Annotated in this window: 15 protein-coding genes; 9 read left to right on the top strand and 6 right to left on the bottom strand. The window is 50.7% G+C overall.

Annotated features, from left to right (window positions below; translation table 11 throughout):
- Positions 1–176: 176 nt before the first annotated feature.
- Complete coding sequence (gene adhE, locus K8W53_RS10570) at positions 177–2,855, bottom strand: bifunctional acetaldehyde-CoA/alcohol dehydrogenase (protein ID WP_000301678.1); 2,679 nt, start codon at positions 2,853–2,855, stop codon at positions 177–179.
- 476 nt (positions 2,856–3,331) lie between these two features.
- On the opposite strand from adhE, the gene K8W53_RS10575 reads away from it, so the two are divergent.
- The 7 genes from K8W53_RS10575 to K8W53_RS10605 all read left to right on the top strand — a co-directional run bounded on the left by K8W53_RS10575 (position 3,332) and on the right by K8W53_RS10605 (position 11,257).
- Positions 3,332–3,979, top strand: a complete 648-nt coding sequence (locus K8W53_RS10575; protein WP_000615840.1) for a YchE family NAAT transporter — start codon at positions 3,332–3,334, stop codon at positions 3,977–3,979.
- Between the two features lie 776 nt (positions 3,980–4,755).
- The gene (oppA, locus tag K8W53_RS10580) at positions 4,756–6,387 is read left to right on the top strand and encodes an oligopeptide ABC transporter substrate-binding protein OppA (protein ID WP_023182233.1); all 1,632 of its coding nucleotides are present in this window, start codon (positions 4,756–4,758) and stop codon (positions 6,385–6,387) included.
- A 122-nt stretch (positions 6,388–6,509) separates the two neighbouring features.
- Positions 6,510–7,430: an oligopeptide ABC transporter permease OppB gene (gene oppB / locus K8W53_RS10585; protein WP_000911097.1), complete on the top strand. Its 921-nt coding sequence runs from the start codon at positions 6,510–6,512 to the stop codon at positions 7,428–7,430.
- Between the two features lie 14 nt (positions 7,431–7,444).
- Positions 7,445–8,353 (top strand): oligopeptide ABC transporter permease OppC, encoded by a 909-nt coding sequence (oppC, locus tag K8W53_RS10590; RefSeq protein WP_000979653.1) that lies wholly within the window; start codon positions 7,445–7,447, stop codon positions 8,351–8,353.
- Positions 8,354–8,364: 11 nt separating this feature from the next.
- A complete protein-coding gene (locus tag K8W53_RS10595; RefSeq protein WP_000058861.1) occupies positions 8,365–9,372 on the top strand; it encodes an ABC transporter ATP-binding protein in 1,008 nt (335 codons plus the stop codon).
- The gene (gene oppF / locus K8W53_RS10600) at positions 9,369–10,373 is read left to right on the top strand and encodes a murein tripeptide/oligopeptide ABC transporter ATP-binding protein OppF (protein ID WP_000994698.1); all 1,005 of its coding nucleotides are present in this window, start codon (positions 9,369–9,371) and stop codon (positions 10,371–10,373) included. The genes K8W53_RS10595 and oppF overlap by 4 nt, the downstream gene beginning before the upstream one ends.
- 47 nt (positions 10,374–10,420) lie before the next feature.
- The gene (locus tag K8W53_RS10605) at positions 10,421–11,257 is read left to right on the top strand and encodes an ion transporter (protein WP_000059074.1); all 837 of its coding nucleotides are present in this window, start codon (positions 10,421–10,423) and stop codon (positions 11,255–11,257) included.
- A 47-nt stretch (positions 11,258–11,304) separates the two neighbouring features.
- On the opposite strand, the gene K8W53_RS10610 is transcribed toward K8W53_RS10605, so the two are convergent.
- Positions 11,305–11,634: an HI1450 family dsDNA-mimic protein gene (locus K8W53_RS10610; RefSeq protein ID WP_000425070.1), complete on the bottom strand. Its 330-nt coding sequence runs from the start codon at positions 11,632–11,634 to the stop codon at positions 11,305–11,307.
- A gap of 33 nt (positions 11,635–11,667) precedes the next feature.
- Positions 11,668–13,128 carry a cardiolipin synthase gene (cls, locus tag K8W53_RS10615; protein ID WP_000206886.1) on the bottom strand — a complete coding sequence of 487 codons (1,461 nt, stop codon included), beginning with the start codon at positions 13,126–13,128 and terminating at the stop codon, positions 11,668–11,670.
- Between the two features lie 142 nt (positions 13,129–13,270).
- Here cls and K8W53_RS10620 point away from each other — a divergent pair, with 142 nt between their 5' ends.
- Positions 13,271–13,444 (top strand): YciY family protein, encoded by a 174-nt coding sequence (locus K8W53_RS10620; RefSeq protein WP_001531561.1) that lies wholly within the window; start codon positions 13,271–13,273, stop codon positions 13,442–13,444.
- Positions 13,445–13,487: 43 nt separating this feature from the next.
- On the opposite strand, the gene K8W53_RS10625 is transcribed toward K8W53_RS10620, so the two are convergent.
- A complete protein-coding gene (locus K8W53_RS10625) occupies positions 13,488–13,784 on the bottom strand; it encodes a YciI family protein (RefSeq protein ID WP_000967605.1) in 297 nt (98 codons plus the stop codon).
- A 223-nt stretch (positions 13,785–14,007) separates the two neighbouring features.
- On the opposite strand from K8W53_RS10625, the gene tonB reads away from it, so the two are divergent.
- A complete protein-coding gene (gene tonB / locus K8W53_RS10630) occupies positions 14,008–14,730 on the top strand; it encodes a TonB system transport protein TonB (protein ID WP_001517937.1) in 723 nt (240 codons plus the stop codon).
- A 59-nt stretch (positions 14,731–14,789) separates the two neighbouring features.
- On the opposite strand, the gene yciA is transcribed toward tonB, so the two are convergent.
- Positions 14,790–15,191 (bottom strand): acyl-CoA thioester hydrolase YciA, encoded by a 402-nt coding sequence (gene yciA / locus K8W53_RS10635; RefSeq protein ID WP_000210317.1) that lies wholly within the window; start codon positions 15,189–15,191, stop codon positions 14,790–14,792.
- 160 nt (positions 15,192–15,351) lie between these two features.
- Positions 15,352–15,891, bottom strand: a complete 540-nt coding sequence (locus K8W53_RS10640) for a septation protein A (RefSeq protein WP_000808682.1) — start codon at positions 15,889–15,891, stop codon at positions 15,352–15,354.
- Positions 15,892–15,928 lie beyond the last annotated feature (37 nt).

Below are 15,928 nucleotides of genomic sequence, written 5' to 3' on the forward strand. Positions count from 1 at the left end.
TTATAAAACGCCCTGTAGCGCTTTGGAGGTCATTATTCAGGCCTCCTGACGAAGGGCGTGCCGTGAGCGCGTAGGCCAGATGATCAGCATAGCGCCTTCAGGCATCAGATAAACAGGTAAAACAAAAAAACGGCCTCAATTGAGGCCGTTTTTGTCATGCTAAAGCAGATAACGAATTAAGCGGATTTTTTCGCTTTTTTCTCTGCTTTCGGTGCGGCAACGACGTCTTTCTTCGCTGCAACTTCACCTTCGGTGAAATCACGACCGTAGTAGGTATCCAGCAGAATCTGTTTCAGTTCGGAGATCAGCGGATAACGCGGGTTAGCGCCGGTGCACTGGTCATCGAAGGCATCTTCAGACAGTTTGTCAACGTGTGCCAGGAAGTCAGCTTCCTGTACGCCTGCTTCACGGATAGACTTAGGAATACCCAGCTCAGCTTTAATGCTTTCCAGCCATGCCAGCAGTTTTTCAATCTTAGCGGCGGTACGGTCGCCCGGCGCGCTCAGGCCCAGGTGGTCAGCAATTTCAGCGTAACGACGGCGTGCCTGCGGACGATCGTACTGGCTGAAAGCGGTCTGCTTGGTCGGGTTGTCATTCGCGTTGTAGCGGATAACGTTACAAATCAGCAGGGCGTTCGCCAGACCGTGCGGAATGTGGAACTGAGAGCCCAGTTTGTGCGCCATGGAGTGACATACACCGAGGAAGGCGTTGGCAAACGCGATACCGGCGATAGTCGCTGCACTGTGAACACGTTCACGCGCAACCGGGTTTTTAGACCCTTCGTGGTAAGACGCCGGCAGGTTTTCTTTCAGCAGTTTCAGAGCCTGCAGAGCCTGACCGTCAGAGAACTCAGAAGCCAGTACGGAAACGTAAGCTTCCAGGGCGTGAGTTACCGCATCCAGACCACCGAACGCACACAGGGACTTCGGCATATCCATCACCAGGTTGGCGTCGACAATCGCCATATCCGGGGTCAGGGCATAGTCAGCCAGCGGATATTTCTGACCAGTTGCATCGTCGGTCACAACCGCAAACGGTGTGACTTCAGAACCGGTACCGGAAGTGGTGGTGACGGCGATCATTTTCGCTTTCACGCCCATTTTCGGGAACTTGTAGATACGTTTACGGATGTCCATAAAGCGCAGCGCCAGTTCTTCGAAGTGAGTTTCCGGATGTTCGTACATGACCCACATGATTTTCGCGGCGTCCATCGGGGAACCGCCGCCCAGCGCGATGATCACGTCCGGTTTGAAGGAGTTAGCCAGCTCAGCGCCTTTGCGAACAACGGAAAGCGTCGGGTCGGCTTCAACTTCGAAGAAGACTTCGGTTTCAACGCCAGCCGCTTTCAGCACAGAGGTGATCTGGTCTGCATAGCCGTTGTTGAACAGGAAGCGGTCAGTCACGATGAGCGCACGTTTGTGGCCATCAGTAATCACTTCATCCAGCGCGATGGGCAGAGAGCCACGGCGGAAGTAGATAGATTTCGGAAGTTTGTGCCACAACATGTTTTCAGCTCGCTTAGCAACGGTTTTCTTGTTGATCAGGTGTTTCGGACCAACGTTTTCAGAGATGGAGTTACCACCCCAAGAACCACAACCCAACGTCAGGGAAGGTGCGAGTTTGAAGTTGTACAGGTCACCGATACCACCCTGAGAGGCCGGGGTGTTGATCAGGATACGCGCGGTTTTCATCATCTGACCGAAGTAAGCAACGCGTTCTGGCTGGTTATCCTGGTCAGTGTACAGGCAGGAGGTGTGACCGATACCGCCCATAGCGACCAGTTTTTCTGCTTTTTCTACCGCTTCTTCGAAATCTTTCGCACGGTACATCGCCAGAGTCGGAGACAGTTTTTCGTGTGCGAACGGTTCGCTTTCGTCAACGACCGTAACTTCACCGATCAGAATCTTGGTGGTTTCTGGTACGGAGAAGCCTGCCAGTTCAGCAATTTTGTAGGCTGGCTGACCGACGATAGCGGCGTTCAGAGCGCCATTTTTCAGGATAACGTTTTGAACCGCTTTCAGCTCCTGGCCCTGCAGCATGTAGCCGCCGTGGCTGGCGAAACGTTCGCGAACGGCATCATAGACGGAATCAACAACGACAACAGACTGTTCAGAAGCACAGATTACGCCGTTATCGAAGGTTTTAGACATCAGAACAGACGCCACAGCGCGTTTGATATCAGCGGTTTCATCAATGACAACCGGGGTGTTGCCTGCGCCTACGCCGATTGCCGGTTTACCGGAGCTGTATGCAGCTTTAACCATGCCTGGACCGCCAGTGGCGAGGATCAGGTTAATATCCGGGTGGTGCATCAGCGCATTAGACAGTTCTACGGAAGGTTGATCGATCCAGCCAATCAGATCTTTCGGCGCGCCGGCAGCGATAGCCGCTTGCAGAACGATGTCTGCCGCTTTGTTGGTTGCTTCTTTAGCGCGCGGATGCGGAGAAAAGATGATGGCGTTACGGGTCTTCAGGCTAATCAGCGATTTGAAGATCGCGGTAGAGGTCGGGTTAGTGGTTGGAACGATACCGCAAATAATGCCGATAGGTTCAGCAATGGTGATGGTCCCGAAGGTGTCGTCTTCAGACAGCACGCCGCAGGTTTTTTCATCTTTATAGGCGTTGTAAATATATTCAGAAGCGAAGTGGTTTTTAATCACTTTGTCTTCCACGATACCCATACCGGATTCGGCGACGGCCATTTTGGCCAGCGGAATGCGGGCATCAGCGGCTGCCAGAGCGGCGGCGCGGAAGATTTTGTCGACCTGTTCTTGAGTGAAACTGGCATATTCACGCTGGGCTTTTTTTACACGCTCTACGAGTGCGTTAAGTTCAGCGACATTAGTAACAGCCATAATGCTCTCCTGATAATGTTAAACTTTTTTAGTAAATCATCTGCGCGATACGTGAGTATAGACAGATCGACGATACTTTGTATAAATGCCTGAAATTCAGGTGGTTACTTAACGTCCGTTTCGCTCTGATTTACTAAAAGAGCTTCTGCGTTAGTATCATTTAACTCTAACGCGTTACGTCCAGGTGGCGTAAGCAAGATTACTCACTTCTGAGTAGCGATTGTGTGATCTAAATCAAGATTACGCAAAGCTGACACCTTTCAGCAGGCCATTTTAGCCTTTTATGTAAATTGTTAAGAAATCGTTGTCATGAAGAGTGAGTGGATTAGCATAACGAGTACATATAAATAACAGCGATGAATGGATGAAATTAGGTGTAGATAAGAGGTGAACTATGCGAATAAAAGGCGTATCTTCTGCGCGTTTTGATCATTAACGAAAATTGACTTCATCCGGCTAACGCTTCGGAGCTAACCGTGATTCAACCGCTTTTTGATTTTCCTGTTTACTTTAAGTTCTTTATCGGGCTCTTTGCGCTGGTTAACCCGGTGGGGATTATCCCCGTTTTCATCAGCATGACCAGCTACCAGACGGCCACGGCGCGTAATAAAACTAACCTCACCGCGAATCTGTCGGTCGCGATTATCTTGTGGAGTTCCTTATTCCTCGGCGATGGCATCCTGCAGCTGTTTGGTATTTCTATTGATTCGTTCAGAATTGCGGGCGGTATTCTGGTTGTCACCATTGCAATGTCGATGATCAGCGGGAAGCTGGGGGAAGATAAACAAAACAAGCAAGAAAAGTCAGAGACGGCCATACGCGAGAGCATTGGCGTTGTGCCGTTAGCGCTGCCGTTAATGGCGGGGCCTGGGGCGATTAGCTCCACTATCGTCTGGGGGACGCGTTATCACAGCATCGCGCATTTGCTTGGTTTTTCAGTTGCCATTGCGCTTTTTGCGCTTTGCTGCTGGGGCGTGTTCCGTATGGCGCCGTGGCTGGTTCGTTTGCTGGGGCAAACCGGTATCAACGTTATTACCCGAATCATGGGGTTGTTGTTAATGGCGCTCGGCATCGAATTTATTGTCACAGGAATAAAAGGCATTTTCCCCGGCTTGCTCAACTAAACTCCCACCTGTTGATTTACAGGCGGCGCCCTAAGGGGGCCGCCTTGTGACATTCCCAGTGACATTCCCACGTAACACTTCTTACTTTGATAAGCATTCAGCGTTTTAATGATAAAAAATACTAATATAATCTAACGATATTTATTTTTATTAATCAAACTATTATCAACATTACTGAGTCCGTGAGAAGCGGTAGGTCTGTTATTTTATTCACACCATACTCTGGGGCTTGATGAAGGATTATTGAAATGTTATTAGTTGTTTCAGCTCCATCGTAGATGAATGTGCTAAATAATGAGCATTTGTTAAATTTGTGTGTGTTTTCTGGCGCAGGTATATCCTACGATGTGACAGCGAGGCGATTTTCTTTCAACTTATTGATTATAAAGAATAAATAAAATATTTTTAACATTCTTTAACTGTTTTTCTGAGCAGGAAATTTTCCATAAAAGAGAATTGGTTAACAAAATTGTAAAATGAATTGGCGGTTCAGAAACGCATTTGATACTTTTCGGCCAAACATTTTGCAGAAGATTTCACATTGTTGATAACTATTTTCATTTACATGGTTGTCAGAAATAACGTGCGACGTGGGCAGGTACGTCGTATACCGAATCGACGAAAGGCGATCGAACGAATCGTCAGAATAAATAAAGTCGGTGATAGCAAAAGCAGTGACAGACCTGGCAGTACACCACCAGTGCTGTACAGGAACCCTGACGGGATTAAACAGGCTGGTAAAAACCAGTAATTATAATGAGTGGAGTACAAACACAATGTCTAACATCACGAAAAAAAGTTTGATTGCAGCGGGAATACTCACTGCGCTCATCGCCGCCAGCGCCGCGACTGCGGCAGACGTGCCCGCCGGCGTTCAGTTAGCCGACAAGCAAACGTTGGTACGTAATAATGGATCAGAAGTGCAGTCTCTCGACCCGCATAAAATTGAAGGCGTGCCGGAATCGAACGTCAGTCGTGACCTCTTCGAAGGCTTATTAATTAGTGATGTCGAGGGGCATCCTTCACCGGGCGTCGCGGAAAAATGGGAAAATAAAGATTTTAAAGTCTGGACATTCCATCTACGTGAAAATGCGAAATGGTCAGATGGTACGCCCGTCACCGCCCATGATTTCGTTTATAGCTGGCAACGCCTGGCCGATCCTAATACGGCATCGCCGTACGCCAGCTATCTGCAATACGGTCATATCGTTAATATCGATGACATTATCGCCGGTAAAAAACCCGCCACCGATCTGGGGGTAAAAGCGCTTGATGATCACACCTTTGAAGTGACCTTAAGTGAGCCGGTGCCTTATTTCTACAAATTGTTGGTCCACCCTTCAGTGTCTCCTGTACCGAAATCGGCGGTCGAAAAATTTGGCGATAAATGGACACAACCAGCCAATATTGTCACTAACGGCGCTTATAAGTTAAAAAACTGGGTGGTGAACGAACGTATCGTGCTGGAGCGTAACCCGCAATACTGGGATAACGCCAAAACCGTCATCAATCAGGTAACTTATTTGCCGATCTCTTCGGAGGTGACGGATGTCAACCGCTACCGCAGCGGCGAGATCGATATGACTTATAACAATATGCCGATCGAATTATTCCAGAAACTGAAGAAAGAGATCCCGAATGAAGTCCGCGTAGACCCTTATTTGTGTACCTATTATTACGAAATTAATAATCAAAAAGCGCCGTTTAACGATGTCCGCGTGCGTACCGCGCTGAAACTGGCGTTAGATCGCGACATTATTGTTAATAAGGTTAAAAATCAGGGCGATTTACCCGCTTATAGCTACACGCCGCCGTATACCGATGGCGCAAAACTGGTAGAGCCTGAGTGGTTCAAATGGTCCCAGCAAAAGCGTAATGAAGAAGCGAAGAAATTGTTGGCTGAAGCCGGCTTTACGGCGGATAAGCCCTTAACATTCGACCTGCTGTATAACACCTCCGATCTGCATAAAAAACTGGCCATTGCCGTGGCGTCTATCTGGAAGAAAAATCTGGGCGTCAATGTGAATCTGGAGAATCAGGAATGGAAAACCTTCCTGGACACCCGTCATCAGGGCACCTTTGATGTCGCCAGAGCCGGGTGGTGCGCAGATTATAATGAACCGACCTCGTTCCTGAATACCATGTTGTCCGACAGTTCAAATAACACCGCGCATTATAAGAGCCCGGCGTTTGATAAGCTGATTGCCGACACGCTGAAAGTGGCGGACGATACGCAGCGCAGCGAACTCTACGCTAAAGCGGAGCAGCAGTTAGATAAAGACTCGGCTATTGTGCCGGTGTATTACTACGTTAACGCGCGCCTGGTGAAACCTTGGGTGGGCGGGTATACCGGTAAAGACCCGCTGGATAATATTTATGTGAAAAACTTATATATTATCAAACATTAATGGCAAGACATGGGACAACTGCGGTTGTCCCATGGTGTCTTTTTTCATCGCACTATAACTTTCTCTGGCGGATCTGTTTGTCACGTCCGGGAAGTAAAGGCACAGGCCAGAAGGTACGGGCAATGTTGAAATTTATTTTACGCCGCTGTCTGGAAGCGATTCCGACGCTGTTTATTCTTATTACCATCTCTTTCTTTATGATGCGCCTCGCGCCGGGGAGTCCTTTTACCGGCGAGCGCGCATTGCCGCCGGAAGTGCTGGCCAATATTGAAGCAAAATATCATCTGAACGATCCCATCATGACGCAGTACTTCAGCTACCTGAAGCAGCTGGCGCATGGCGATTTTGGACCATCGTTTAAATATAAAGATTACACGGTCAACGATCTGGTTGCCGCCAGCTTCCCCGTTTCGGCGAAACTTGGCGCCGCCGCTTTTTTGCTGGCGGTCATTATTGGTGTCAGCGCTGGCGTGATTGCCGCGCTAAAGCAAAATACGCGATGGGATTATACGGTGATGGGATTTGCCATGACCGGCGTCGTTATCCCCAGTTTTGTGGTAGCGCCGCTACTGGTGATGGTCTTTGCAATAACCTTGCAATGGCTGCCTGGCGGCGGCTGGAACGGCGGGGCGTTGAAATTTATGATCCTGCCGATGGTCGCGCTTTCACTGGCCTATATTGCCAGCATCGCTCGTATTACGCGCGGCTCAATGATTGAAGTTCTGCATTCGAACTTTATTCGTACCGCGCGGGCAAAAGGATTACCGATGCGCAGAATCATCTTCCGCCATGCGTTAAAACCTGCGCTGCTGCCGGTTTTATCCTATATGGGGCCAGCCTTTGTCGGCATTATTACCGGCTCAATGGTGATTGAAACGATTTATGGCTTACCGGGCATTGGGCAGCTTTTCGTTAATGGCGCGCTCAACCGCGATTACTCGCTGGTGTTAAGTTTGACCATTTTAGTTGGGGCGCTGACCATATTGTTTAACGCCATTGTCGATGTGCTCTATGCCGTTATCGACCCGAAAATTCGCTATTGATACTGGAGCTCGCGATGATGTTAAGTAAGAAAAACAGCGAGACGCTGGAAAATTTCAGTGAAAAGCTGGAGGTGGAAGGTCGCAGCCTTTGGCAAGATGCCCGCCGACGCTTTATGCATAACCGTGCGGCGGTGGCCAGTCTTATTGTCCTGTTTCTGATAGCCCTGTTCGTGACAGTGGCGCCTATGCTGTCGCAATTTACCTATTTCGATACCGACTGGGGCATGATGTCCAGCGCGCCGGATATGGCGTCCGGTCACTATTTCGGCACTGACTCTTCCGGGCGCGATCTGTTGGTGCGCGTTGCCATCGGCGGGCGTATCTCATTAATGGTCGGGATTGCCGCCGCGCTGGTGGCGGTCATTGTCGGAACGCTGTATGGCTCGCTGTCCGGCTATCTGGGCGGCAAAATTGATTCTGTGATGATGCGGTTGTTGGAGATCCTCAACTCGTTCCCGTTTATGTTCTTTGTGATTTTGCTGGTGACGTTTTTTGGGCAGAACATTCTGTTGATTTTCGTCGCCATCGGCATGGTCTCCTGGCTTGATATGGCGCGTATCGTGCGTGGCCAAACCCTAAGTCTTAAACGTAAAGAGTTCATCGAAGCCGCGCAGGTGGGTGGTGTGTCGACCGCCAGCATTGTGATCCGCCATATTGTGCCTAACGTCCTGGGCGTAGTGGTAGTGTATGCATCGTTGCTGGTGCCCAGCATGATTCTGTTTGAGTCTTTCCTCAGTTTCCTGGGGCTTGGGACGCAGGAACCGTTAAGCAGTTGGGGAGCGTTGTTGAGCGATGGCGCAAATTCAATGGAAGTCTCACCGTGGCTGCTGCTGTTTCCGGCTGGCTTTCTCGTGGTGACGTTATTCTGTTTTAACTTTATTGGCGATGGCCTGCGTGATGCCCTCGACCCGAAAGATCGTTAAGGAGTACAGCCATGAGCTTATCAGAAACCGCAACTCAGGCGCCGCAATCGGCGAATGTACTGCTGGAGGTAAACGATCTTCGTGTTACGTTCGCTACGCCTGATGGCGATGTGACGGCGGTCAACGATCTGAACTTTACGCTTCGCGCTGGAGAAACGTTAGGTATTGTTGGCGAGTCTGGATCGGGGAAATCACAAACGGCGTTCGCATTAATGGGACTGCTGGCGACGAATGGTCGAATCGGCGGTTCCGCGACCTTTAACGGACGTGAAATTCTTAATCTACCTGAGCGCGAACTGAATACGCTGCGCGCAGAACAGATTTCGATGATTTTTCAGGACCCGATGACCTCGCTAAATCCTTATATGCGCGTTGGGGAGCAGTTAATGGAAGTCCTGATGCTGCATAAAGGGATGAGCAAAGCGGAAGCTTTTGAAGAGTCCGTCAGAATGCTGGATGCCGTAAAAATGCCGGAAGCGCGCAAACGGATGAAAATGTACCCGCACGAATTTTCCGGCGGAATGCGTCAACGTGTGATGATTGCGATGGCGCTGTTGTGCAGGCCAAAACTGCTTATTGCCGATGAGCCTACCACCGCGCTTGATGTTACCGTGCAGGCGCAGATTATGACCTTGCTTAATGAGCTAAAGCGCGAATTTAATACCGCCATTATCATGATTACCCACGATCTGGGTGTGGTCGCGGGTATTTGCGATAAGGTCCTGGTAATGTATGCCGGGCGTACCATGGAATACGGTAAGGCGCGCGATGTCTTTTATCAGCCCGTTCATCCGTATTCGATAGGCCTGCTTAATGCGGTGCCGCGTCTGGATAGCGAGGGGGCGGAAATGCTGACGATTCCGGGCAATCCTCCCAATTTATTGCGTTTGCCTAAAGGTTGTCCGTTCCAGCCGCGTTGTCCTCATGCGATGGAGATCTGCAATAATGCGCCGCCACTTGAAGCGTTCAGTCCTGGTCGCTTGCGCGCCTGTTTTAAACCGGTGGAGGAACTGCTATGAATGCTGTGATTGAACAACGTAAAGTTCTCCTCGAAATCGCCGATCTGAAAGTACATTTTGATATCAAAGAAGGGAAGCAGTGGTTCTGGCAACCGCCGAAAACCCTGAAAGCGGTGGACGGCGTTACGCTACGCCTGTATGAAGGCGAAACGCTGGGCGTGGTGGGCGAATCCGGCTGCGGCAAGTCGACGTTTGCGCGCGCCATTATTGGTCTGGTGAAGGCGACAGACGGTAAAGTCGCCTGGCTGGGAAAAGATCTGTTGGGCATGAAAGCGGATGAGTGGCGCGAAGTGCGCAGCGATATCCAGATGATTTTCCAGGACCCGCTGGCGTCACTCAACCCGCGAATGACGATTGGCGAAATTATCGCTGAACCGCTGCGCACTTATCATCCTAAACTTTCGCGCCAGGACGTGCGTGACCGCGTGAAAGCCATGATGCTGAAAGTGGGGCTGTTGCCGAATCTCATCAACCGTTATCCCCATGAATTTTCCGGGGGGCAGTGCCAGCGCATCGGTATCGCCCGGGCATTGATCCTGGAACCTAAGCTCATTATTTGCGATGAGCCGGTGTCGGCGCTGGACGTTTCTATTCAGGCGCAGGTGGTGAATTTGCTCCAGCAGTTACAGCGAGAGATGGGGCTGTCGTTGATTTTTATTGCGCACGATCTGGCGGTCGTAAAGCACATATCCGATCGTGTCCTGGTGATGTATCTCGGTCATGCGGTAGAATTGGGCACCTATGATGAGGTGTACCATAATCCACTGCATCCTTATACCAAAGCGCTGATGTCGGCGGTACCGATTCCCGATCCCGATCTGGAGCGAAATAAGAAGATACAATTGCTGGAGGGCGAATTACCTTCGCCCATTAACCCGCCTTCCGGCTGCGTGTTCCGTACACGCTGTCCGCTAGCCGGGCCAGAATGCGCGCAAACGCGACCGGTGCTGGAAGGGAGTTTTCGCCATGCCGTTTCCTGCCTTAAAGTAGACCCGTTATAATCGCAAGGGCTGACAATTCGTCAGCCCTTCTTTTAGGTGAGGTTACCGTGTCACTTTCTTTGTCGTCGGTTCGCCGTCGTCTTTATCATAATCTGTTCGATTTGACTACGCGCTCAGGTCGCCGTTTTGAAGGGTTATGCGCGCTGTTTGCGCTGCTTAGCGTACTGGTCATTTTTGTTGAATCAGGCGTAGGAACGGAATATCACCTGACATTTGATGAATGGCATATTTTTGTCTGGCTGGAGCTCTGCGTTACCCTGATATTTACCGGTGAATACTTGCTCAGACTGTTTAGCTGGCCCGAACCGGCAAAATACGTTTTTAGTTTCTGGGGATTTATTGATCTGGTGACGATTTTGCCGCTGTACGTCATGTGGCTGTGGCCGGAAATTAGCCTGAACTATATGTTTGCCTGGCGCGCTATGCGAGCGATTCGCGTGCTGCGTATTCTTAAACTGCTACGCTTTATGCCATCCCTGCGCGTATTCTGGAGCGCCATTATTAGCGCGCGTCATCAGCTTATTCTGTTCTATTCATTTATTGCGATCGTGATGATTATTTTCGGTGCCCTGATGTATCTTATTGAAGGACCGAAATATGGCTTCACGACGCTTAATGCCTCGGTGTATTGGGCGATAGTGACAGTCACAACCGTGGGGTACGGTGATATTACGCCGCATACGCCGCTGGGACGTATTGTCGCGTCGGTGCTTATTTTGATTGGTTATTCGGTGATTGCGATTCCTACAGGACTGATTACCACGCACATGAGCAGCGCGTTTCAAAAACGTCACTGGCAGCGAAAATGTCCGCAGTGCCAGCAAAGCCAGCATGAACATAGCGCGCAATATTGTAACCGATGCGGCAGTAAGCTACCGGATTAAACAGGCTTGCCGGAGGGCGCAATCAGACGCCATCCGGCCTGAACCGTTTATTCACGCCAGAGAATATGGCACAGCTTGTGGTCCTTTTCCCGGCACAGCAGAACGCGGGCGAAAATGTCGTTAATTTCGCCGTCTTCGGTATCCGCCAGGCCAATCACCACCTCGGCAAAAAAGTCTGGATTCAGGTCAAAATCGACGTGCTCTTGCCAGTCTTCAGCGGGATCAAACAACTCCGCGCCGCCGCGCTCCTCGAATTGCAAATTGAACAGAATGATATCAGCCGGATCAAGATTATCCGCCGCCAGCTCAAGAAAAATATCGTAAGCCTGCTCAAGCGTTTCGTCTTCAGTCAGGCGATTGTTCAGATCCATTTCCATAGTGACTACCTGTTTACTCATGTTGGTCACGTTTTACAGCAATGGACTAAAGAAGTAAAACAATCGCTCGGTAATACGCTGCCATAACGGACGTTTTACCCACAAACGCGCATCTAACAGGCGGGAGCGCGAAATATAATCGTCTTGTACCGCAGCCAGATCGGCGCCGAAACCCGTATCATCAATGACCAGCGTAATCTCGAAATTAAGCCACAGGCTACGCATGTCGAGATTCACGGTACCGACCAGGCTCAGTTCGCCATCGACCAGCACGCTTTTGGTATGCAACAGCCCGCCTTCGAACTGATAGATTTTCACGCCCGCCGCCAGTAACTCGCTGAAAAAGGCGCGACTGGCCCAGCCGACGAGCAGTGAATCATTTTTACGGGGCAGGATAATACTGACATCCACGCCGCGCTGCGCAGCGGTACAAATGGCGTGCAGCAGATCGTCGCTGGGGACGAAATATGGCGTGGTCATAATTAAATATTCGCGCGCAGCATAGGTGGCGGTTAATAGTGCCTGGTGAATGAGATCTTCCGGAAAACCAGGACCGGAAGCAATGGTATGAATGGTATGCCCGCTGGCCTGCTCAAACGGCATAATATTCACGTCCGGCGGGGGAGGCAGAATGCGTTTACCCGTCTCGATTTCCCAATCGCAGGAGTAAACAATCCCCATTGCTGTCGCCACGGGACCCTCCATCCGCGCCATCAAATCGACCCATTGTCCAACGCCGGCATCCTGTTTGAAAAAACGCGGGTCCACCATATTCATACTGCCGGTATAGGCGATGTAATTGTCAATCATCACCATTTTACGGTGCTGGCGAAGATCCATACGGCGTAAAAAGACGCGCATCAGATTCACCTTCAGCGCCTCTACGACTTCAATGCCAGCGTTACGCATCATGGCCGCCCAGGGGCTGCGGAAGAAAGCGACGCTACCCGCGGAATCCAGCATAAGCCGGCAGTGGATGCCGCGGCGGGCGGCGGCCATTAACGATTCAGCGACCTGATCCGCCATGCCGCCTGGCTGCCAGATGTAAAACACCATTTCGATATTATGCCGCGCCAGTTGGATATCGCGAATAAGCGCCTGCATGACATCATCGGAGTCGGTAAGCAATTGCAACTGGTTGCCTTTGACGCCCGCAATCCCCTGACGTCGTTCGCACAGCTTAAACAAGGACGATGCGACGCTACTGTTTTCTTGCGCGAAAATGTGTTTGCAGGCTTTGAGGTCATTCAACCATTTGGCGGTAGACGGCCACATGGCGCGGGCACGCTCGGCGCGACGTTTGCCTAAATGCAATTCGCCCACGGACAAATAGGCGATGATCCCGACCAGCGGAAGGATATAGATGATTAACAACCAGGCCATTGCGGAGGGAACTGCGCGCCGTTTCATTAGAATACGTAATGTGACGCCGGCAATGAGAACCCAGTATCCCAAAATGACCAGCCAACTCACCACGGTGTAGAAGGTTGTCATAACTTTAAAAATCCTTTAGAAAGCGTGTTGTTAAGAGTTTACGCGTCAGGATTCACATGGCAAATAAAAACACGGGAAAAGCGCTGGTCTGCATCCGGCGAGGGGGTATAATGGCGCTTCTGTTACAGTGAGAGTCGTAAACATGAAGCGTAGTAGAACGGAAGTGGGGCGCTGGCGAATGCTACGTCAGGCGAGCCGCCGTAAAGCGCGTTGGCTTGAAGGGCAATCACGCCGTAATATGCGTATCCATACCATCAGGAAATGCATCTTTAATCGTCAGCGTAATTCATTACTCTTTGCGATTCACGGTGTGTGAGCCAGAAAGGGCACCGTATGCGGTGCCCAACAGGCCATCCTTTTCAAAAGATCTTCTTATACGGTTTGACCGAAACCTGCGCATAGACGCCCGCTGCGACGTAGGGGTCCGCATCAGCCCAGGATTGCGCCGCTTCTAAAGATTCAAATTCAGCAATCACCGTTGACCCGGTAAATCCAGCTACTCCAGGATCGTTACTGTCCACTGCGGGCATCGGCCCGGCAGTTAATAATCGCCCTTCATCATGCAGAAGTTGCAGGCGCGCCAGATGCGCGGGCCGTACCGAGAGGCGTTTTTCAAGCGAGTTGGCATTGTCCTGAGCGTAAATAACATACAGCACGGGTAGAGCTCCTTAATCGGTAAAAGTTGCTGATTACGTTATTGGAAAGGGCATTTAACTGCAATGTAAAGATACCGACTTTGTTAAACATGCACATTTTGTGTGGTGTTTTTGTGCGATATCATCTTTTAAATGCCGCTATCGGCAATGCCTTATTGAATATGATTGCTATTTGCATTTAAAATTCAGCTCTGGTTTTTCAACTGAAACGATTATGACTTCAATGACCCTTGATTTACCTCGTCGCTTTCCCTGGCCGACACTCCTTTCCGTAGGCATTCATGGTGCTGTAGTGGCAGGTTTGCTCTATACCTCGGTACATCAGGTTATTGAATTGCCTGCGCCAGCGCAGCCTATCACGGTGACAATGGTTTCACCCGCCGACCTGGAGCCGCCCCAGGCGGTTCAGCCGCCGCCGGAGCCGGTGGTTGAACCCGAACCGGAGCCAGAGCCGATCCCTGAACCGCCTAAAGAAGCGCCCGTGGTGATTGAGAAACCCAAACCTAAGCCAAAACCCAAGCCGAAGCCGAAGCCGGTGAAAAAGGTTGAAGAGCAGCCGAAGCGCGAAGTCAAACCGGCTGCGCCGCGTCCTGCCTCACCGTTTGAAAATAGCGCCCCGGCGCGGCCAACAAGCAGCACCGCGTCGGCGACCAGCAAGCCGGCGGTGAGCGTGCCCACTGGACCTCGCGCTCTGAGCCGTAACCAGCCGCAGTATCCGGCGCGAGCACAGGCGTTACGTATTGAAGGCCGCGTAAAGGTGAAGTTTGACGTGACCTCTGCTGGGCGAGTGGAAAATGTACAGATTCTATCCGCGCAGCCAGCCAATATGTTTGAGCGTGAAGTTAAGAATGCGATGCGAAAATGGCGCTATGAAGCAGGCAAGCCGGGTTCCGGGCTGGTGGTCAATATTATCTTCCGTCTGAACGGTACGGCGCAGATTGAGTAATCTCTGGCGCCGCCAGCCAGGAATATACCATCACCTGCTGGCGGCGTAAGCGGGTATACTTAACCCTGAACCGGGAGCGGGCGAGGTTTACCGTCCGGATCGACGGCGACATAAATAAACAGCGCCTCGGTGGCCTTGTAGCGCTGTCCAATTGGTTCTGACGCGACTTTTTTCACCCAGACTTCAATATTGATGCTAATAGACGTCGTACCGCGTTTAACGCAGCGCGCGTAGCAACATACGACATCGCCAACCGCGACGGGGCGCAGAAATGTCATTCCTTCCACGCGTACGGTTACAACCCGACCGTGCGCGATCTCTTTGGCCAGTATCGCGCCGCCAATATCCATTTGCGACATCAGCCAGCCGCCAAAAATATCGCCGTTCGCATTGGTATCGGCAGGCATGGCCAATGTACGTAAAACCAGCTCGCCCTGAGGAGTATTATCCATTGTTGTCATTGTAAAACCGACTATCAGAAAAAATTACAGCCGCGATGCTACTATGAATTTTGTGTGGAGAATAGTGGGAATAAAGGTACTGACGGGAAAGCGCAGGGCGTAAAGGTGGAGAAAATATCGCCAGGCGTTCGCAGTCTGGCGATGATAAGTCACGGGAGGGTTATGATTTATCTTCCTGTGGCAGATGCCGGTAGATATAGACGCCGCTCAGCAGGGTAAAAATGAGCGTCAGCGCCGTGAGTCCAAAGACCTTAAAGTTGACCCAGATATTTTGCGGCAACCAGAAGGCGATATAAATGTTAGCCAGACCGCACGCAATAAAAAACAGCGCCCACGCCAGGTTCAGCTTTGACCAGACCTGCTGCGGCAACGCCAGTTCTTTACCTAACATACGTTGGATTAACGGTTTTTTCATCACCCACTGGCTTATTAACAGCGCGCCGGCGAACAGCGCATAAATAACCGTCACCTTCCATTTAATAAATTCATCGTTATGGAAGAAGAGCGTCAGACCGCCGAAGACGGCAACCAGAACAAAGGTAATCAGCGCCATCTTCTCTATTTTCCGATAGCGCACCCAGCTATAAATCAGCACGATTGCCGTCGCGACAATCAGTGCGGAGGTCGCCGCATAGATGTCATAAAGTTTATAAAACGCAAAAAAGACAACCAGCGGTAAAAAATCCAGAAACTGCTTCATTCTTCGATTCCATCATCAACGAGCGTCGAATGCGCCG

The organism is Salmonella sp. A29-2, assembly GCF_020150755.1.
Taxonomy (GTDB): Bacteria; Pseudomonadota; Gammaproteobacteria; order Enterobacterales; family Enterobacteriaceae; genus Salmonella; species Salmonella enterica.

Coding starts and splice junctions, on each gene's coding strand:
- oppC (WP_000979653.1), top strand. CDS start 7,445: ATGATGTTAAGTAAGAAAAACAGCGAGACGCTGGAAAATTTCAGTGAA.
- oppB (WP_000911097.1), top strand. CDS start 6,510: ATGTTGAAATTTATTTTACGCCGCTGTCTGGAAGCGATTCCGACGCTG.
- oppA (WP_023182233.1), top strand. CDS start 4,756: ATGTCTAACATCACGAAAAAAAGTTTGATTGCAGCGGGAATACTCACT.
- yciA (WP_000210317.1), bottom strand. CDS start 15,191: ATGACAACAATGGATAATACTCCTCAGGGCGAGCTGGTTTTACGTACA.
- K8W53_RS10640 (WP_000808682.1), bottom strand. CDS start 15,891: ATGAAGCAGTTTCTGGATTTTTTACCGCTGGTTGTCTTTTTTGCGTTT.
- K8W53_RS10620 (WP_001531561.1), top strand. CDS start 13,271: ATGAAGCGTAGTAGAACGGAAGTGGGGCGCTGGCGAATGCTACGTCAG.
- K8W53_RS10610 (WP_000425070.1), bottom strand. CDS start 11,634: ATGGAAATGGATCTGAACAATCGCCTGACTGAAGACGAAACGCTTGAG.
- adhE (WP_000301678.1), bottom strand. CDS start 2,855: ATGGCTGTTACTAATGTCGCTGAACTTAACGCACTCGTAGAGCGTGTA.
- K8W53_RS10595 (WP_000058861.1), top strand. CDS start 8,365: ATGAGCTTATCAGAAACCGCAACTCAGGCGCCGCAATCGGCGAATGTA.
- cls (WP_000206886.1), bottom strand. CDS start 13,128: ATGACAACCTTCTACACCGTGGTGAGTTGGCTGGTCATTTTGGGATAC.
- oppF (WP_000994698.1), top strand. CDS start 9,369: ATGAATGCTGTGATTGAACAACGTAAAGTTCTCCTCGAAATCGCCGAT.
- tonB (WP_001517937.1), top strand. CDS start 14,008: ATGACCCTTGATTTACCTCGTCGCTTTCCCTGGCCGACACTCCTTTCC.